At 38.8% G+C, this 20,257-nt stretch carries 18 protein-coding genes; 5 read left to right on the top strand and 13 right to left on the bottom strand.

Features of this window, described 5'->3' with window-relative positions; all coding sequences use genetic code 11:
• Positions 1–3 precede the first annotated feature (3 nt).
• From F886_RS11975 to F886_RS11990, 4 genes are all read right to left on the bottom strand, one after another.
• The gene (locus F886_RS11975) at positions 4–771 is read right to left on the bottom strand and encodes an ADPR responsive transcriptional repressor NtrR (protein WP_005305492.1); all 768 of its coding nucleotides are present in this window, start codon (positions 769–771) and stop codon (positions 4–6) included.
• Between the two features lie 60 nt (positions 772–831).
• Positions 832–2,325 carry a nicotinate phosphoribosyltransferase gene (locus F886_RS11980; RefSeq protein WP_005305497.1) on the bottom strand — a complete coding sequence of 498 codons (1,494 nt, stop codon included), beginning with the start codon at positions 2,323–2,325 and terminating at the stop codon, positions 832–834.
• Between the two features lie 11 nt (positions 2,326–2,336).
• A complete protein-coding gene (locus F886_RS11985) occupies positions 2,337–3,221 on the bottom strand; it encodes a phosphoribosyltransferase family protein (RefSeq protein WP_005305500.1) in 885 nt (294 codons plus the stop codon).
• 181 nt (positions 3,222–3,402) lie between these two features.
• Positions 3,403–4,212 (bottom strand): sulfite exporter TauE/SafE family protein, encoded by an 810-nt coding sequence (locus F886_RS11990; protein ID WP_034591139.1) that lies wholly within the window; start codon positions 4,210–4,212, stop codon positions 3,403–3,405.
• Positions 4,213–4,310: 98 nt separating this feature from the next.
• Here F886_RS11990 and F886_RS11995 point away from each other — a divergent pair, with 98 nt between their 5' ends.
• Positions 4,311–5,099, top strand: a complete 789-nt coding sequence (locus tag F886_RS11995) for an AraC family transcriptional regulator (protein WP_005305506.1) — start codon at positions 4,311–4,313, stop codon at positions 5,097–5,099.
• Here the strand turns inward: F886_RS11995 and F886_RS12000 are convergent.
• From F886_RS12000 to F886_RS12015, 4 genes are read right to left on the bottom strand one after another with little or no spacing between them, the layout of a single operon-like run.
• Complete coding sequence (locus F886_RS12000; RefSeq protein WP_005305509.1) at positions 5,094–5,582, bottom strand: GNAT family N-acetyltransferase; 489 nt, start codon at positions 5,580–5,582, stop codon at positions 5,094–5,096. The genes F886_RS11995 and F886_RS12000 overlap by 6 nt on opposite strands.
• A gap of 2 nt (positions 5,583–5,584) precedes the next feature.
• Positions 5,585–6,349 (bottom strand): ABC transporter ATP-binding protein, encoded by a 765-nt coding sequence (locus F886_RS12005; protein ID WP_000614440.1) that lies wholly within the window; start codon positions 6,347–6,349, stop codon positions 5,585–5,587.
• A complete protein-coding gene (locus F886_RS12010) occupies positions 6,346–7,356 on the bottom strand; it encodes a FecCD family ABC transporter permease (RefSeq protein WP_081402260.1) in 1,011 nt (336 codons plus the stop codon). The genes F886_RS12005 and F886_RS12010 overlap by 4 nt, the downstream gene beginning before the upstream one ends.
• Positions 7,357–7,358: 2 nt before the next feature.
• Positions 7,359–8,378 (bottom strand): ABC transporter substrate-binding protein, encoded by a 1,020-nt coding sequence (locus tag F886_RS12015; protein WP_005305517.1) that lies wholly within the window; start codon positions 8,376–8,378, stop codon positions 7,359–7,361.
• 644 nt (positions 8,379–9,022) lie between these two features.
• Here F886_RS12015 and F886_RS12020 point away from each other — a divergent pair.
• Both F886_RS12020 and F886_RS12025 read left to right on the top strand, forming a co-directional pair.
• Positions 9,023–10,570 carry a tyrosinase family protein gene (locus tag F886_RS12020; protein WP_005305520.1) on the top strand — a complete coding sequence of 516 codons (1,548 nt, stop codon included), beginning with the start codon at positions 9,023–9,025 and terminating at the stop codon, positions 10,568–10,570.
• Between the two features lie 158 nt (positions 10,571–10,728).
• Positions 10,729–12,072, top strand: coding sequence for a PepSY-associated TM helix domain-containing protein (locus tag F886_RS12025; RefSeq protein WP_005305525.1), 1,344 nt, complete (start codon positions 10,729–10,731; stop codon positions 12,070–12,072).
• Between the two features lie 72 nt (positions 12,073–12,144).
• On the opposite strand, the gene F886_RS12030 is transcribed toward F886_RS12025, so the two are convergent.
• Positions 12,145–13,197: an NAD(P)-dependent alcohol dehydrogenase gene (locus tag F886_RS12030; RefSeq protein ID WP_005305529.1), complete on the bottom strand. Its 1,053-nt coding sequence runs from the start codon at positions 13,195–13,197 to the stop codon at positions 12,145–12,147.
• A gap of 288 nt (positions 13,198–13,485) precedes the next feature.
• Between F886_RS12030 and F886_RS12035 the strand changes: the two genes are divergently transcribed.
• Entirely contained in the window at positions 13,486–14,376 is an 891-nt protein-coding gene (locus tag F886_RS12035; protein ID WP_005305532.1) for an AraC family transcriptional regulator, read from the top strand.
• Between the two features lie 137 nt (positions 14,377–14,513).
• On the opposite strand, the gene F886_RS12040 is transcribed toward F886_RS12035, so the two are convergent.
• The 4 genes from F886_RS12040 to F886_RS20250 form a co-directional block, all read right to left on the bottom strand.
• A complete protein-coding gene (locus F886_RS12040; RefSeq protein ID WP_005305535.1) occupies positions 14,514–15,386 on the bottom strand; it encodes an NAD(P)-dependent oxidoreductase in 873 nt (290 codons plus the stop codon).
• A complete protein-coding gene (locus F886_RS12045; RefSeq protein WP_005305538.1) occupies positions 15,386–16,762 on the bottom strand; it encodes an MFS transporter in 1,377 nt (458 codons plus the stop codon). The genes F886_RS12040 and F886_RS12045 overlap by 1 nt, the downstream gene beginning before the upstream one ends.
• Before the next feature lie 33 nt (positions 16,763–16,795).
• Positions 16,796–17,767 carry a D-erythronate dehydrogenase gene (denD, locus tag F886_RS12050; RefSeq protein WP_005305541.1) on the bottom strand — a complete coding sequence of 324 codons (972 nt, stop codon included), beginning with the start codon at positions 17,765–17,767 and terminating at the stop codon, positions 16,796–16,798.
• Between the two features lie 214 nt (positions 17,768–17,981).
• The gene (locus F886_RS20250) at positions 17,982–18,917 is read right to left on the bottom strand and encodes a LysR family transcriptional regulator (RefSeq protein WP_005305546.1); all 936 of its coding nucleotides are present in this window, start codon (positions 18,915–18,917) and stop codon (positions 17,982–17,984) included.
• A 111-nt stretch (positions 18,918–19,028) separates the two neighbouring features.
• Here F886_RS20250 and F886_RS12060 point away from each other — a divergent pair, with 111 nt between their 5' ends.
• On the top strand, positions 19,029–20,204 hold the full coding sequence (locus F886_RS12060; protein WP_005305549.1) for a fumarylacetoacetate hydrolase family protein: 1,176 nt from the start codon (positions 19,029–19,031) through the stop codon (positions 20,202–20,204).
• The last annotated feature ends 53 nt before the right edge of the window (positions 20,205–20,257 follow it).

Genomic DNA, 20,257 nt, shown 5'->3' on the forward strand with positions numbered 1-20,257 from the left:
GCGCTAGTCAGAAAGCTCATTGTTTGGCTTATCTTCACCCTCTTTGTTTCTAGGTAATTCGAGTGAGCGAGGAAATATAAAATCGAAAGAATCGAGTGCATAGCGATAAAGCTGAGCTGGTCGTTTGCCTACAATTTTACTTTGGTTAGTTTCTTCAACTGCACCCGCTTCTATCATACGGCGCCTAAAAGCTTTTTTATCTAAAGATTGCCCAAGAATAATTTCATAAATGGTTTGTAGCTCAGTTAGCGTAAATAATTCCGGCATAAGACTCGCTGGCAATGCAGTATAGCGAGTTTTATTGGTTAAACGCTCTAATGCCAAGTTAAGCAACTCATTATGATCAAATGCCAATGTGAAATCTTGTACTTTTGTCACGGGCACCCATTCGCTGTATTCAGCCAAAATTTGATGTTGATAGGCATTAAAATCAATTAAGGCAAAATACAAAATGGTCACTGCCCAGCCACGCGGGTCACGTTTGGCATTACCGACAGAGGCAACTTGTTCCAAGTAAGGTGAAGCAATTCCTGTTTTTTCGACCAGCTTACGATAAGCCGTGGCCATTAAGTCTTGATCATGAGTTAAATCGGCAAAACCACCTGGTAAAGCCCATTGGTCTTTGGCTGGAAAGTTGGGGCGCTTAATGAGTAATACCTGCAACTGACCATTAAAAACCGAGAAAATAGCCATATCGACCGTGAGTAAAGGTGCGTCATAATCTCGGCGATCATAACTGGCAAGGAATTCTTGTTCAGTTTGAATAGTCACGTTCAGCCTCTCAATAAAAATGATGAGCCGATACTCATGCAACGGCTCATCTAAACTCAGTTATGCGATGGATAAACGCTCACGAATTTGATCCAAAGTATATTCATATTGAAGTTTACCATTTTCAAAGACGGTTTTTAGTGCTCCGCCTTGTTCTTGTTCGGCTGTTTGCTCATCAAACAAGGTAAAGCCATTTTCACCTTCTTCGATGCGTAAAAGACCTTTCGCAGATTTTTTCACACCTGAGTCAGTAATTGGGTCTTTAAACAACTCTCGGCCTACACCATTCACTTGCCCCCAAGTTGCTTTCACAGCAAACCCAAAGGTATCGCGAGTTAAGTAGTTATAGGTAAAGCTGCCTATACCAAACACCAAGTTGTTTGAAGCAAAACCTTTGGCTTCTAGCCCTTCCAAAATACGCTGTGCACGGTCTAAAGTAATAGAGTCACCGTAAATTAAACCGACACGCTCATTCAGTACTTTATAGCCTTGGTCTGTGGTTGTACCGCCAAACACTTCCCATAAACATTCAACCGCACCTTTGTAGGCTGGGCTGCCAATTTCTGCGTCTGGGTCACCACAAATAATTTTCACTGGGTCACCAGAGTCTGGACGGAAAACCAATTTAGCCAAGCCTAAAGCATTAGGTTGTCTTGCCAAAATTTCAGGTTTTAAAGCCACTGTAAATTCGGTAATCACTCGCCAAAAGTCCCAAGTGTCAGATACAACACTGACAACACCAGACGGATAAAGCTCACAGATTAAACGCTTAAAGGTTTCTAGCTCGCTGTTTTCTGTACCCATACACATCACACTGTGTTCGGTCGCTGGTACAGATACACCAATCACACCTGTGGCATTGTAATATTCTTCTGCGTAGTCAATTGAAGCAACCGAGTCTGTTCCAATAAAACTGGTTAAATGACCCACACCCGATTGCGCCGCATCATAAATTCCACTCATACCACGGCTACTAAAATCGTGTCCTTGCACAGGCACAAAATCAAGTGGTGCACCAGTTTTTACGGCATATTGAGTTAATAAGCGTTTGTACTCGTAGGCAATTGTGGCCGTAGTACAACTTTTCCAAAGCTCAGCACTTAAAATCGTTTCAATATAGTTCGTTAACCAAAAGAAACGCGGGTCGGTATTAATTACGGTGAGCACAGGTACACGCATATTGACGCGGCTGCCTTCTGGCAAGGCTTTAATGCGTAATGGTAAATATCCCAAGTCGTGTAACGCTTCAATGTGATCAACTGGTACTGCGCCTTCACCTAGTGAACTATCCATACGGCGTTTATAAGCAGCCACGACTTTATCTTTAGGTTGCTTGAAAAAGCCTTCATTCCACGTATCAATTAAAAAGTGTTTAATAAAACCTTGAAGCCCAAAGAACACAACTTTATCGTCAAAGTCAGCCAACATTTTAGCAAGTCGAGATGAACGCGGCGTAAAGTTTGCGTATACGTACTCTGTACCTGCTGGATACTGACGTCTGTGATCAGCTTTATAAAAATCGATAGCGTTTAATGGATTAAGTTTAATAGTCATCTTTGTTCTCTTTATTTTGCTGCAAAAGCAATTACTGAAATTTTATCTGATGGTTGTTGTGGAAAGCTGTCCGAGGTAAATAGCTGGTCAAGCAGCTCATCAAAAACCTCTATTCCTTTACTAAAAATACCGTGGGTTACATATAGAACGACCTTGTGACAATTAAGGCGACGAAGTTCTTTGGCAATACCAATAAAGGTTGCACCTCCATCACAAATGTCATCGGTAATGACCGCTGTTAGACCTGATAAATCAGTCGCATGTACATGTGTACCTAAAATTTTGCCAGTCACTGGGTCACGTTTTTTATCACACTGAACAATAGTGATTGGTTGTTTACGCTCGCCATTAAAAGCATCTGCAACCATTTGTGTGCGTGCTTTTGCGCCTTTGTCTGGGCAAATCAGTACTGTTTTTTCATCTTTTAACAGTGTGCTTAGAGCTTCACTCTTTGCGATGATGTCGACAGAACTAACATTTACAACTTCGCTAAAAGAAGTATTTGCAGCGAGTAATGCTGTGGTTACTTCACTATGGCAGTCCCAAACAGTGATTTTGCCTTGTTTGCCCGCTTTTTTGTCGGCATTGATGTTGAGTAACTTCGTCATCACATCGAGTGAGAATGCTTGGCCTACTGCACAAATACGGTCCTGACGTGCGTATGGAAAATATGGAATTTCTAGGTCAACGGTTAAACCCTGATTTAGCAATATATTTTCAAGTAACAAATAGTCCATCACATCGTGACTTGAGGTCATTTTGGCGCGGACCAATACCTTACCAGATAGTGAAACCAACGTTGTCTCATCAATTTGAACATGACGCTCTCCACCAGAAAACTGCGTGAATTTCACTGGAATTTCATTTCTTGCCGCATCTAAAAGCTGGATAGCCATATCATCCTCTTTTTGTCTGATGACCTTCGATGAATATATAGTGGCACAAAGCCACTATATATTACAAGTCTAATTTTTAAAATTTTTCCAAAGCCATTTAAGACATAAAATTTGCAGTTTTAGAGCATTTTGAGATTCGATTTTTAAGAGAGATTATTCTTCAAGCAATTGAAATAAAAAATTAATTTACAAAAAGCATGACGAGTAAAACTATTATTAAAAGTAATGGATACAACTTTGCACGCCATAAATCAGGTAGTTTTGAAATAAATTTTTCTGAAAAATATAGCCCAATCCATGTTCCAGCAACCAAGAATAAAGCAGCTTCTAACCAGATTAGACCGATAAATCCACTAGGTGCCCATTCAGATTGCCAAAGTGACAATACACAATAAGTCAGCGTTGCAGTTAAAGACAAAGGCAGTGTGAGAATGTTTGCAATAGCCGCAGCTTCGTTCATAGAACTACCCCGCCGTCGTAATAAAGGAACCGTCATTACACTGCCACCCACACCTAAAAGTGCTGCAACCCAACCAATAATTCCCCCTTTAATGAGTTCGCTTTTTTCACTATAGTTTTGCTGTTGCCTTGATGTCACCATAAACCCTGGTCTGTAATAACAATCAATAATGGTTATGAACACATAACTCATAAATATCCAGCGAAGCCAATTTCCATTAAACAATGAGGCCATTACCGCACCGACTATTCCGCCAAATGCGATACCACGCCATAAAAAGCGGATTTTTTGCCAATCTATATGTCCAGACTGATAGTGTCGAAAGGTTGCAAAACTTGCCGAACACAGCATCACAAAAGCTGATGTAGCTACGGCGATTTGCATGGCATGTATGCCGACATTACTTTCATTACTCCACTTTTGAATAATGATTGCATAAAGCAAAGGCACAGCAACAAATCCGCCGCCAAAGCCAAATAACCAAGTGGTTATGCCTGACAGTAGTCCAAATAAAAATAGCTCATATAGCATCATCATCTTCCTCACGTTTATAGAGGCATGATATAAAATAGCTTTATGGCAAACTAACGTAGAAAAGCCATATTTTTATTAATTTCAGACAAAAATATATGCGTAATATTCCAATTAACGAGGTAGACCATCTACCGCAAGCGGTTCTAACGTTAGGATCAGACTATCCTGCTGATACTTTGTTAGACACGCATAGCCATCGCCGTGCTCAGTTCTTATATGCACCCGAAGGCCTCATGAAAGTTGAAACTGAAGATGGGCAATGGCTCGTGTTACCGTACAGCGGTGTATGGATACCTGCAGGCAAACCACATCGGGTATGGCTATCTAAAGTCAGTACTTATAGTTTGTATATAGAAGTGAATAGTGTACCAAGACAAGCAAACTATTGCGAGGTTATACAAGTCTCGCCTTTGCTACATCAGCTACTCATTCAGGCAAATCAGCTACCTGTTGACTACCAACATGCAGGCTGTGACGGCGCTCTTATCGATTTATTGTTATATGAGTTAGCAGCTGCACCAGCCCTGCCTCTGTTTATTCCTCTGCCTCACAACACATTACTATCTAAACAGTGTGCTGAGTTTATGCAGCATCCCGATATTCATAGCAGTCCTAAAGATTGGGCACATGACCACAATAAAAGTGAACGGACTTTTCACCGCTGGTTTAAGGCAGAAACTGGCATGTCCTTTCAGGCTTGGCGTAATCGAGTCTGCATCATCTATGCTTTAAATGCGTTAAAAGCAGATATCTCGATTACTGAAATTGCCTTTAGTTTGGGCTATGAACACTCAGCAGCTTTTACCGCAATGTTCAGTAAAATTATGGGTTATCCACCTACCCATTTTCAAAAAAGATTTCATGCACATGATAAAGCACTATAAAGATTTACTCATGTGAATGGTGTCATACGTATCAATCCATTCTCGTTTAATAACGTCAAAGCCTTGAAGCCGCCAAAACTCTTCAGCCGCAGGTAAAAATGGATGAGTGTGCAAATACAAAGTGGTAATTTCATTCTTCTGTGCATGGCTAAACAACATGTCACATAGCTGAGTTGCGATACCATTACGGCGGTATTCAGGCAATACAAACAACTTAACCACTTCCACTGTATTAGATGGCAAATTTAAATCAAAACGATGGTCATACGCCCGATATGCAATAGTGCCAATAATACGGTTTTTATCTTTTACCGTAATAAAGCAACCCAATGGGTCATGGACATAATATTGCCCAAAATTTTTTAAATCTTTGGGGACTTGCCCATGATAGATTTCTGGAAATAATAAATGTCTTGTATAAAGTGCAAACTCTACCGCAGATGCATAGTCTGATTTGTCTGCTAGATGATAGTGAAAAGTCATATTTATAGCCAAGAATGATCAGGGATAACAATGGTTTTGTCTTGAATCATGGCTTCATGAAACTCAACATCATAGACACTTTTTAAAAACTTCGGATCGGTGATTCGTGTTTTTGACTCAGGTTTAACGACTTCGTGTTGGCGCATGAAAAACAAATGATCAGCAAATAAAAAAGCCAAGTTGGGATCATGCATAATCGCAATCACCGTAAAATTTTGCCGCGACAACTGACGCAATTTTTTCATTAAATAAGACTGGTAATAAACATCGAGATGATTGGTTGGTTCATCAAGCAAAATGACTTTCGGTGCTTGTACTAAAATGCGGGCAATCATAACTAATTGCCGTTCACCTCCCGATAGCTCGGTATAAGGACGGTCACGCAAATGCTCGATGTCTAAATCAAGCAAAGCTTGGTCTACACGTTCCCAGTCTGATTTTGAAGGTCTATATCTGCTAAAAGCGGCACGTCCCGTAATCACCACATCTTTAACCAAAAATGGAAATACGGTTTTATGAAACTGCGGTAAAAAACCGAGTAAGGCTGCCCGATCTTTCCCTTTAAAGTCCGATAGTGGTTTTCCAGAGTAACGAATCAAGCCATCTTTTACGGGTTCTAAACCAGCCATCAATTTAAAAAGTGTCGATTTTCCACAGCCATTACGCCCTAAAATGACTGAAAACTGATTTTCAGGAAACTCCAGATGAATATTTTTGAGAACCTGTTTGTGCCCATAGGCATAATTTAACTGATCAATTTGAATCATGCCCAATGAGTCCTCTGTGTTTTCATTAATAATAAGAAAAATGGTGCGCCAAGTAACATGGTAAAAATACCAATCGGTATTTCAAACGTTAGTAAAACCCGAGAAAAGTTATCAATCAACAGGAGAAAACTACCGCCCAAAATCATATTGGCAGGAATACTGTAGCGATGATCTGGCCCAACCAACATTCTCACAATATGTGGCATAAACAGCCCATATAAACTAATAATGCCAGCCGCTGCTACAGAAGTTGACGTACATACAGTCACCAGCGCAATTAAAAGAAGCTGTTCCCACCTTGGGTTAACACCAACCGCCTGTGCTTCTTCGGCACCGAGTGCCATTAGGTTTAGGCGCCAACGCATCGCAAATAGCCCAGCAAGGCCAATACAGATTGGTAGCACGGCGTATTGAACCTTTTGCCAAGACGCTTGATGTAAGTTGCCCATGGTCCACTGCACAATGGCTTGTAATTTAAATGGATCACTTAAGTATTGAATGACTGTAAGTCCTGCCAAAAACAGCCCCGAAACAATCATGCCCGATAAAATTACCATGACTAAAGATGTCTGGCTTTCATGTTTTTGATGGGCAAATAAATACGTTAAACCAACAGCGCACACGCCAAAAATAAAGGCGGATAGGTTTGGTGAAAGCCAACTTAAAGAAAGTGCTAAAGCTGCACCGAACGCCGCACCAGATGAAATACCGAGTACATACGAGTCAACTAAAGGATTACGAAACAATGCCTGTAAACCATTTCCCGCAGTTGCTAACGCAGCACCCACCATAAAGGTCAGTAGAATTCTGGGTAATCTGACATTTACGAGAATGTTTTGCATCAGTCTAAATTGCTCAGCATCAAAATATGGTGTACCAAACACCGCTTGCACACCCCACCGCAAATAATCCCATGCACTCAATGTCTGCGTTGGCCCTATGAGCAACGAGATAAAAATCATCACGAACGGTAACGGGTAAAACCAATAATATTTCAGCTTTTGCATATTCATTGCACCAACGCTTTGGCAAGCTGCTCACCATACAACTTAGTTAAAATACGCTGTTGTAAAGCACTTACTGGTAAATCGGACTGTTCAGGATAAATACTGTGATTCAAATAAATCGCCGTAATAATGATTTTGATGGTATGGGGGTTATATATAAATGCAGGACTCAAATTAAATACCTTTCGGTTGTGTACGGCGATTAAACCCTGTAATTCTTTTCGTTCATAAATCAGTTGGGGGTTGGTATTCCAAAGCACAATATTGTCAGGGTTCCATTCAATTAAAGTCTCGGGATTTACATTGGGTTGATTCGTATTGGTCTGAACAATGTTGTACGCACCCGCCAGTTCAATAAAGTCATTGGTAATCGACTGACGTCCCGAGGTAGAAAAAATACGTCCTCCTGACCATGCATAGTAAATCGATTGCTTATTTGGCTGACGTGCCGTTTTGGCTACGACCTCCGCCACAATTTCATCAGAGAAATTTAAAATTTCTTGAGCTCGCTTTTGGGCACCGCTCAGAATAGCAATTTCAGAAAGTTCTTCTTTTACTTGCTGATAAGTACTGGACTCCATGACATATACAGCAATGCCGAACTGCCGTAACAGTTCAATTGTTTGAGTCTGCCCGCTCCCCAAAATCACCAAATCGGGTTTTAACAACACAAGACTTTCAATATTAGTTGCATTTGCCCCTTGTGAAGGCGTCGCAAGCTGTTTATTGGCAATACGCTTATCTATTTTTGAATAGGCATTAAATAATAAAGGCTGGATGTATACTTCGGCTGGTATACCAATCACTTTGTGACCTTGCCCTAGCATATATAAGCCATCTAAACCCGACTCAAATAAAGAAACAATTCTTTGTGCTGGTTTGGCTACACAGACTTTTGTATTTGTACTATCAAAAACGCATATCGAATGGACTGCTAAGTTTTCTTTAGTTTTTCTACTTTGTTCAGATGAAGAACATCCACATAGAATGAGTAAAGTGAGTATTGAAACCCATAACTTCATTACAGCATCCAATGCACAAATACAGTGCAAAATAAAAAGACGTGTCTATTTGGTGCATTTTTCATATGAAAAAGACACCATAAGAGAGCAAGACGGTCTGAATCATCATTTATAAGTTATTAAATCAAATGTTGTACTAAAGATAAGAGTAATTAAGCAATAAAAATGCCAAAATTACAAAATAAACTTAATAATCATGCAATTGTAATTTGTATTTTAAAACTCAAAATATAGATAACCCTATACAAAACCTTTAGAGCATGCATGCTAACCATTCAAATAAAATAATATTTAATTTTAATCAAAAATTTTCACATCTAACATTTTATTTAATAATGAGACTTTAAACACATAAATTTTAAAAAAAACAAAACATATTAAGTAAAAATATAATTATTTTTATTTTAAAAATCTTTTAATTATTAATAAAAACACATTAAAAACAATATACCAAATAATTAAGTTTTTCTAAAAAATTACAGATTTTAAAGTTAAATTTTTTCATTATTAATATCAAACATAAACCTTTAATAAAAACTTCTTTATATGCTAGATTAGATTAAGAATTACCCAACCTAAGGGTAAATTCATACATTACAAATAATCAAATATAAGAATATTAAACATGACAAGGATTTAAAATCATGAAGAGAAATTATTATATTTTAGGAACTCTATTGTGTGGTATGAGCTTAACGACTCATGCTGACTCACTACGAATGAGTGCCACGGAGTTTGCAAAAGATCCAGCCAAAGTAAGCGCATTACAAAAGGGTCTGGAAAAAATGCGAGCAAATAATAATGCCGATCCATTATCACCGGAGTTTCGTACAAGCTTTAATTACTGGGCCAATACGCATGGCTATTTTGGTACAGGCACACATGCAACAGACAAAGATTATTATGTTAATCAATACCGTATGCCACAGTGTTTAGAGGTATATAGTAAAGCAGTATGTGACAGTTATTATAAGCATATTCAAAATTCACCAGTCCCAAATGATGGCTTTACCGATGAAGTTTGGGGTACATGCCAACATGGCAATCTAAATTTCTTACCTTGGCACCGTATGATGCTTTATTTTTATGAGCGAACAGTACGTAAATATGTTGGGCAAGATTACTCTCTTCCTTATTGGGATTATTACCAAGAAAAAGCTGCTAATGGTAAAGGCTTAGCACTGCCTCAATTGGTTCGTGGTAAACAAGCAGGTACTTTATATGATCAGTACCGTACACCGGGTTTAAATGCAAATATCATCGCCATAGATCCAGATAATGCCAGCGCTGCTCAAGCATTTAAATGGGATAACTTCACAGACTTCTCTAACCAATTACAGTCTCAACCCCATGGTGTCATGCACTGTGCAGTCGGTAAAAACTGTGTACTACCAGATATGGGATTTGTACCTATTGCAGGCTTAGACCCCGTATTTTATATGCACCATGCAAATATCGATCGCTTATGGCAATGCTGGTTAAATAAAAAAGCAAATGGACAACCAATTACGCTTGAATGGGCTAAGAAAAATTTAGGTATGCCAGATAGTTGGTATGACACCCGATATACTTTTGCAGATGAAAACGGCAATAAAGTCACCATGACCATTGCTGATGTATTCACCCCCGGTAAAATCCCAGTGCGATATACCAATGAAAATGCTTGTAAAGTTGAAGCTACGGTCATGAGCAGTAAAGGTGCTGAAAAAGCAAACCTATTTAAAATGAATCATAAACCAGTCAGCAGTAATAAAAGCATTAAACTTATGGGTGTAACTCAAAAAGTAGCTTTAGCCCCTCAAACTGCAAGTTTCCTAGAGAACTCAAGTCAACTTACTCAAACAAAGCTCTCATCAGGACAAACCTATTTAATATTAGATAATGTCCAAATGATTGGTAATCCAAATCTAACCTATAAGATTTATCTATCTCCAAAAAATAAACCTGACCAAAAAATTTATGTTGCCACAATTAACTACTTCGGTGTGTTAGATCATGACCACGGCGGGCACCCAGGCCATATTGGTCAATTGGTCTATCAAGTCAGTGATCAAGTTAAGCAATTAGGCATGGCTGCTGAAGACTTAGAAGTTCAGTTTGTTGCTACTGATTTAACGCTTGATCAAGTGAAAGAAAAAGTAAGCTCTCAAGGCTTGAGTATTTCTCAAGTTCGCTTAGAAACTTCAAAATAATAATTAAGGGAGAGGCCTGATTTTTTCAGGCCTTTCTTTAGACCAAACAATATGCCTAAGAGCTACTCAAATAATTTAATAATGGCTACCGCTCAATTAACATTAAAATAAATAACTCGTTATAATCCAGCCCAAAATCTGATAGACATTATCTTCCGATGCTGACCCAATCATCTTTCTGGCGTAGTCTTTACCGTTTAATTCATATTTATGCTGGTATTTTTATTGCGCCATTTATCTTGTTCGCAGCAATCACTGGTTTACTCTATGCCATTACGCCTCAAATAGAGCAAGCGATTTATAAAGATGTTCTATATGTTGAGCCACTGAAGCAGCCACCACATATGCTGAGCCAGCAAATTGAAGCCGCAAAGCAAGTAATGCCTAAGTCTGCACAGGTGATTGAAGTTAGACCAGCCCCAAGTGCTGACCAAACAACTCGTGTAATTTTCTCAGATCCTATACATGATTTTACGAGTGAAGCCGTTTTTATTGATCCTTTTACACTTCAAGCCAAAGGCCATCTAGCGGTTTATGGTACCAGTGGGGTTCTGCCATTTCGGACTACACTCGACCAACTACATAGCAATTTATTACTAGGAAAATGGGGTCGCTTTTATAGTGAACTGGCAGCAAGCTGGTTAGCCATTTTGACTTTAACTGGGCTATATAATTGGTGGAAACGTCGTCAAAATCTTAAAATTAGACAAACAGCAAAAAATAACTTACTGAAATGGCATAGCACGTTGGGTTTAGCGTTATTCCCTCTTTTATTAATCATCGCCATTACGGGTCTTACATGGTCCGAGTGGGCCGGAGATAATATTCGAGTTGCTCGTCAATGGCTTAACTGGCAAACCCCAACATTGGCAACTTCGCTTCAAGAAGATAATTTACCTACAGTAATGCACCATGAGCATCACGAAATGCCACATAGTGAAAACCTGAATTTAAATATTATTTCAAGTGAATACGATAGCGCTCTTTCAATAGCCAGAGCACATGGCATTGATGCAGCACAAATACAAATCAAGCCACCAACCAGTGGAAATCAAGCTTGGACGATAGCCGAGATCCAGCGTAAATGGCCAACTCAAGCAGACAGTATCGCAATTGATATGGAACAACATAAAGTCATCGATCAACTTGCTTTTAAAGACTATTCACTGGTGGCAAAGCTCACTCGTTGGGGAGTTGATGCGCATATTGGTGTTTTATTTGGCTGGATAAATCAATTAGTACTGGCACTTTATGCTTTCGCACTGTGCATTATGATTATTTATGCATATAGGGCTGCATTTAAAAACTCGAATTTAAAACTCATGACAACTCACTTTGTTGGGCAAAGCTTATTAGTTTGGAACCGTGCAACTGGCCCACAGAAAATAGGGTTAATATTGGTGGGTCTCGTGTTAGGGCTAAGCTTACCTGTTTTTGGTTTCAGTATTTTATTTACGCTATTTATCTTTGCTATGCGTAAATACATTCCTTCTAAATCATAACACTCACATTGGTATTAAACTTTTGAGCTGTGCACACTACGCATAGTATGCACAGCCGAAGTGATTACTAAATTAATCTTCAGAGAGTGTTTTCATATCAATCACAAAACGATACTTCACGTCGCTCTTTAGCATACGTTCAAAAGCTTCATTAATGTTTTGCATGTCAATCATCTCTACTTCAGACACAATATTATGCTCACCACAAAAATCAAGTAGCTCTTGTGTTTCCTTAATTCCGCCAATGACCGACCCTGCAATTGATTTTCTTCCTAAAATCATAGGTACTGAATTTGCGCTAATTTCACCTAAATATCCAACTAACACAATTGTTCCATTTAAAGCTAGTGTTGGAATATAAGGCTTCAAGTCATGGTTATAAGGCACCGTATCAATAATCAAATCAAATTGATTTAACACTGATTCCATTTGAGCTTCATCTGTTGATAACACAACATGATGCGCTCCGAGTTGTTTTGCATCCTGTTCTTTATTTGCTGAGCGGGTGAATAATGTCACTTCAGCACCTAGAGCATTGGCAAGTTTAATCGCCATGTGCCCTAAACCACCTAAACCAACTACAGCAACTTTACTACCCTTTCCAACATTCCAGTGACGTAGCGGCGACCAAGTCGTAATACCAGCACACAGTAGTGGTGGTACAGCTTGGGCATCCAGATTTTCAGGTACTTTTAATACAAAATCTTGGCTACACGTAATGCTTTGTGAATATCCACCATAAGTTGGTCGTTGATCATGGCGATCTACGCCGCCATAAGTTTGTATGTTACCTTCCTCACAATATTGCTCTAGCCCTGAATGACAAGCAGAACAAGTACGGCATGAATCGACCATACAACCAATGCCGACTAAATCACCGACCTTATATTTTGTGACTTTAGGACCAATTGAGGTGACACGCCCGACAATTTCATGGCCTGGAACGATCGGATAAGCACTAAATCCCCAATCATTTTTAGCTTGATGTAGATCGGAATGGCAAACACCACAATATTCAATTTGAATGACAACATCATCTTCACGTGGGGTTCTACGTTCAAACTTAAACGGAACTAAAGGAGTTTCTGATGACAGCGCGGCATAACCTAAAACTTCAATTGTCATATTTTTTCTCTCATGTTTAATGTTTAAATAAAGACGATTTCTTTGCTGGACATTCATTGATGGCTATAGATTTTGAAAATCTATAAATAGGTTTTGGAACATTTTGGTTCACTAAGTTCCAACTCATAGACTTTGTGCCATGTTGATCAGTATAAAAATGAAAATCGTAAGCTGTTGTTCTATTCCTCTCACAGATTTGCCTAATCCTCCGAATTGTTGCACTTCTCACTATTTTTCTTATTTGAAATGCCTACAATAAAAATACAGAGGGTAATCGGTGGAATCTGAATGGCGAATAAGTCTTCTCTAGACAGTAATCAAGAATTAGCTCAACTTGTCGATCAATGGACCCGAGAAAAAGGTACATTCGAAACAGCTATTACGGGGCTGACTTTATATCGTGCAGAAACATTGACTCAACCAAGTAGCAGCATGATGGATGCAAGTCTATGTATGATTGCTCAAGGTAAAAAACAGGTGATTCTTAGCGAAGAAACCTATTCGTACGACTCTAACCATTTCCTTTTTACTGCAATTGACCTGCCTGTAATTGCCCAAGTTCTTGAAGCTTCAGTTGAACGACCTTATCTTTCAATAGTTTTACGTCTAGACCCGTATGTACTCGCCCAAATCATGCTTGAAGCGCATATTCCTTTTAAAGATGTAAATACTGAGAAAAAAGGAATGGCTGTTGGAGTAGTCAATTCAGAGCTAAATGATGCTTTTATACGGTTAATAAAACTACTGGATACACCACAAGACATCCCCATCTTGTCCCCCCTTATTATTAAGGAAATTTTTTATCGTTTATTGATGAGTCCACAAGGTGATCGACTTAAACGCATTGTGGCGGCCGGAACTACCGGCCATCGAATTGTGAAAGCGATTGAATGGCTGAAAACAAATTTTGCAAAATCCTTTAGCGTTGAAGAACTGGCAAGCACAATGGGTATGAGTGCTTCTAGTTTTCATCAACATTTTAGGGATATCACTTCAATGAGTCCCTTACAGTATCAAAAGAGAATGAAGTTAACCGAGGCACGGCGTTTATTAATGACCGAAGAATATGATATTTCAACGACCAGTATTCAAGTCGGATATGAAAGTTTGTCGCAATTTTCCCGTGAATATAAACGTTTTTTTGGAGTTTCTCCGTCAGTAGATATTAAGAATATATAAAAGTAATAACCGTGGACCATTAAAAAATTAAGACCAGAAAAAAGCAGTATTTGATTATGTCTATTCATCAAATACCGCTAAATTTAATCATTTAAATAGAAATATAAAAAATACTCTATCAACTTTGAGCAAAGCAATTACCCCTGATTCATTCGCTCAAGCTCACGAATTAAACCAGAATGATCTAACTCACCGTCTCCAGCAGCAAGCATATTTTCAAATAATTGGCTGACTTGTTGAGCAATTGGCAAATTTAACTCTAGTGATTTGGCATAGCTAACGGCTGTATGAATATCTTTATGCTGGTTTCGAGCAGTGCCACCTGGTTTAAAATCTCGATTTAGCATACGTTCACCATGCTGCTGTAAAATTGGAGAATCGGCAAAGCCTCCTGTGAGTGCCTGTTTTAGTTTAATAGGATCAGCGCCTGCTTTACTGGCCAGTAATAAGCCCTCGCTTACAGTTGCAATGGTAGTTGCTACAATCATTTGATTCACAAGTTTTGCGAGCATTCCACAGCCAACACCACCAACTAAAATTGGGCGCCCCATTGCACGTAAAATAGTTTCAGCCTGTGAAAATGTTTTAGCTTCACCGCCTACCATAATAGCAAGACTTGCATTTTGGGCGCCTTTTTCTCCACCAGAAACAGGAGCATCTAAATATTTAAACCCTCTTTCTCTGCATTTTTCACTTTGTGCTTGTGCAACTTCCACAGGTATTGAACTCATGACAATGACCGTACTTTCAGGTTTTAGCTGTGAAGTCGCGCCGTGTTCTTTAAACAGGATTTCATCACAGGTTTTTCCATCGCTGAGCATACAAATCAAAAAATCTACATCTTTTCCGACTTGTTCAAGGTCAGAGCAAACTTGGGCACCAGCTTCTTTTAAACTATCTGCTTTAGATAAAGTTCTATTCCAAACCTTAATGTGATGGCCTGCTTTTAGTAAATGCATAGCCATCGGTAGTCCCATAATACCTGTACCCACAAACCCGATGGTCGCCATTATTTTATCTCCGCAGCAGTTCGAACTTTAAGTTGCTGCTGTTCTACTTTTAAACAATTCGATTTTAACTTTGCTAATAACAACAAGCCCAAACCACCCATCGCTACAAAGCCTGCAATGGCAAGGAATGCGACTGTATAAGTGCCTGTGGTCGTATATAAATATCCAGTTAAATATGGGCCAGTAAAACCACTTAAATTACCCACCGAGTTAATTAATCCAATTCCAGCAGCGGCTCCCACCCCCGTTAGAGTTTGCCCAGGAATAGTCCAGAAAATGTTAATTGCGCTAAATACACCAATCGCGAGCAGAATAAAGCCCACAATAATTGCCCAAGGTTGATTTACAATTAGTGCAATCGCAATTGCAAAAGCCGCCATAAGTGCAGCACAAGCACCGTGTTTATACCGCTCTTGTTTACGGTCAGAACGGCGGCTCCATAAAACCATACCAACAGCTGCAAATGCATATGGAATTGCTGTAAGTAAACCATTTTGAATAAGGCTAATTTGCATACCAAATGTATTACGGAATGACTCTAAAACACTTGGTAAGAAGAAAAACATTGCATTTGAACCAGAGGTGATTCCAAAGTAAACAATTGCCATAATCCACACTAAAGGATTTTTAAACACTTGTTTGATCATTTCTCCTTTTGTTAAAGCAGCTTCACTCGACTGCTCTTTTTCTCTTTCTTCGCGCTCTAGTGTAGACATTAACCATTGGCGCTGCTCAGCCGTTAACCATTCTGCTTCTTTTGGGTTATTGGTTAAATATTTTAGACAGATTAATCCCAAAATAATGGATGGAATACCTTCTAGGATATACATCAAACGCCAACCTTCATAACCAATGGTATTGCCCCATTGCATAAGACCGACTGAAATTGGTGCTCCAATAATTTGAGCAATTGGTAATCCAAGATAGAACGTGGCAAAAACACGAGCGCGATATTTTGCAGGAAACCACAAGGTTAAATAAAAGATCACACCCGGAAAGAAGCCCGCTTCAGCAATTCCAAGTAAAAACCGTAAAACAATAAACTGCGTACCGCTATGAATAAAACCCATGAGTCCAGCAATAATTCCCCAAGTAATCATGATTCGAGCAATCCAAATTCGTGCTCCAAAACGATGAAGCAAGATATTACTTGGTACTTCGGCAATAAAATAACCTAGAAAAAAAACTCCCGCACCTAGACCAAAAATGGTTTGAGTAATTCCAAGTGCATCATTCATGTGTAGCGCAGCAAAACCAATATTGGTTCTGTCTAGAAATGCCATAATGAATAGAATAATGAGAAACGGGATAATTCGATTCGAAATACGTTTGATTGTCTGCTCTTCGAGAGCACTTACATTTTTGATATCTTCCATAATAACTCTCACATCAATTGGCGATCACTGCCATTAATTTTGGGTATCTTCTATATGTGCCTGAATCACGCTTTCAAAATTTTCGTCTGCTTGGAAACCTAAAGATTCAGCATATTCAGCTTTCACCTGAACAGGCCAACTTTGAACAATACGTTGAATGGTTTTGTCTTCTTGCCATTGCACTAAATCAGTTGCTTTTTTGCCTGCGACTTTTTCAAGTGCCTCAAGCATTTGTTTAACGGTGACTGTTAATCCCGGTAGAGGAATAATTCGGTTATCTTGAAGTACATCTGAAGAAATTGATGCAGCTTTAATCATTGATTCAACACAACGTCGTGGTGAAGTAACAAAAACAGGTGTATCTGACTGGACTGGGCAAACAGCCGTTTCACCTTTTAACGGTTCGCGGATGATTGAACTAAAAAATGTTGATGCAGCTTTATTAGGTTTACCTGGACGAACCACAATAGTCGGTAATCTTAAAATACGGCCATCAATAAAGCCTTTTCTTGAGTAATCCGAGACCAGCAATTCTCCTACTGCTTTTTGCATGCCGTAAGAAGACTTTGGTGTAACCACTGTCTCATCTGTCACAACTTCTGGTAATTGGCCACCAAATACAGCACAGCCGCTAGCAAAAATAACCCGAGGCGTGGTTTGTTTCTTTCTTAATTCTTCTAATAAATTTAAGAGTCCATACAAATTAACATCCATACCTAAATCAAAATCGGCCTCTGCTGCTGAGCTCACCACAGCAGCCAAATGCCAAACGACATCAATATTTTCTGTAATATGGGCAACTGTAGTTTTATCGGTAATATCACCGACAATCACTTCAATTCTGGGGTCTTGCGGCACATCATCGCCAACAAATGCATCAAACAGAATAATTTTATCGATGGGTTCAGGTTTATTGTCATCTAAAGTCAAACTGCCAGATTTTAAGATCTCTTTAGCAATTTGTTTTCCAATAAAACCTGTTCCACCAGTGATTAGCACATTCATACAGAGGTCCTTTCCTAGTTTTTATTCACTTAAAAACTTTTGTAATTGTCGTGAATTAAACGATAAGGACTCCTTTCAATAATTTCCAATGAATAATTTCTAAATATTGATAACTTTTTAATATCAGTTTTATCTTTATAAAATTACTAAACAAAGTAGGTTTTTCTTTTAATTTTAAAGCCTCAAATCTCATCATGGTTTGAGGCTCGGTCGTTTATTTACGTTTCGCATTTTTAAGCAAGATATTAATAAATGCCGATGCAATATCAGAAACTGGTTCATTTTTACGCGTCAAAATACCATAATCCTGTGCATCTAAAATTAGATCTGTTTCTAAAATCTGTAATTGCCCTTCTTTTACCTGATCAATCACCATCGCTTCGGGCAACATCCCCACCATAGGTGCCCCTTTTAATATCTGTAAGAAGGTCTGCATCGACATGGTATTAACCGTATTTAAAGGAATTTTGACTTTTGCTCGGGCAAATGCGCCTTCCATACGTTGTCGAATTGGCGTGCCTTTAGGATAGAGTACCCATGGCCAATTTAATAATTCTTCTAATGTACAAAACTTTTTCTTGGCACATGGATGAGCATTATTAACAACAATACAAAACGGCTCCGGACCTAAAGGTTGGAAATCAAAAAACTGGCTTTGCGTCACATCTGTAAAACGGCCAATAGCTAAATCTAAAGTGTGTTCACTTAGCATTTCCATTAAATGGTCGCTGGTCTGTTCAACAACATCAATAGAAAGTAACGGCCATTGTTTTTTAATCTCAATAATTGAATTTGGTATCACCACCGCGGTTGCTGCAAAGATACCACCTACTTTTAAAAACCCGTGACCGCCTAACCGTAAAATTTCAATATCTTCGACAAAATGCTTTGCATCGTTTAATACACGCTGAGCATATCGAATTACATGTTCGCCTAAAGCCGTTACTGGCATATTTCGAGGTAGTCGTTCAAAAACAGGAAAACCCAGTAAACCTTCTATTTCCTTTAGCATTTTACTCACCGCGGGCTGACTTAGGTTCATCTGCTCGGCTGCCAAATGCATGTTATTGGTCCTCGCCAAAGTTTCTAACAACACCAGATGTTTGAATTTCAACCAATTATTTAAACTTGCGTAAGTTAAATCCGCCATTTTCAAAAATCCTTTTTGATAACTTTTCGTTATTAATAATTAAATTATTACGATTGGTGTTTATTAAATAAGAAACATATCATGATTTCAAATAAAAGAAGGATGCTTTAAATGAACTTTACGTTAAATTCCCAGAACTCATTGCCGGAAGACGCTACCCAAGGATGTTTAATTGGTCGTGCATGGATTCCAAATCAAATTTCTGGTCCATCTCCGATTCTTTTAAAAGGCGATCAGGTTTTTGATATTTCTGAAAAGTTCCACACTATTTCTCAGTTACTTGAAAGTTCGGATCCTTTAAAAGCTTTAGTTGAAATTGAAGGAAAATTAGTTGGGTCAATTGATGAGTTATTTGCTAACACAGTCGCTGAGCCAGATACAAACAAGGCATATTTTTTAGCTCCTATTGATTTACAAGTGATTAAAGCAGCTGGTGTGACCTTTGCAGCAAGCATGTTAGAGCGTGTGATTGAAGAACAAGCGGGCGGCGATGCACAAAAAGCTCAATCAATCCGTGAAGTTGTACAAGGCGTAATTGGTGATAATTTAAAAACAATTGAACCTGGTTCTGAAAAAGCACTTCAACTTAAAGAATATCTAATTGAACAAAAAATGTGGTCTCAATATCTTGAGGTAGGTATTGGTACCGACGCTGAAATTTTTACCAAAGCACCTGTTTTAGCAGCTGTGGGAACAGGCCAAAATATTGGTATTCACCCAAAGTCTGAGTGGAATAATCCAGAACCGGAAGTCGTATTAGTTGCAAATAGCCAAGGTAAAATTTTAGGCGCTACTTTAGGTAATGACGTTAATTTACGGGACTTTGAAGGTCGTAGTGCCCTACTGTTGAGTAAAGCAAAAGATAACAACGCATCTTGTGCAATTGGACCGTTTATTCGTCTTTTTGATCATACTTTTACTTTAAATGATATCCGCGCTTGTGATGTTGAACTGCAAATTCAAGGTACAGATAACTTTGTGCTCAATGGCATTAGCTCTATGTCTCAAATTAGCCGTGACCCGGAAGATTTAATTCAACAAACCCTTAATGAAAATCATCAATATCCAGACGGTTTTGTTTTGTTCTTGGGTACTTTATTTGCACCTACCCAAGACCGTGAACAAGCTGGTGCAGGCTTTACCCATAAAGTGGGAGATGTCGTTCGTATCCATACACCAAAGCTCGGCACTTTATACAATACGGTGATGACCAGTGATAAAGCGATGCCGTGGAATTTTGGCATAAATGCTTTGATGCACAATTTAAAACAACGTGAATTACTATAAATTTCACGTATTATCGACCAGTTCAATCGTAATATTCATCACTTGAAAAATTA

Source organism: Acinetobacter sp. NIPH 542 (genome assembly GCF_000369825.1).
Classification (GTDB): Bacteria; Pseudomonadota; Gammaproteobacteria; order Pseudomonadales; family Moraxellaceae; genus Acinetobacter; species Acinetobacter oleivorans.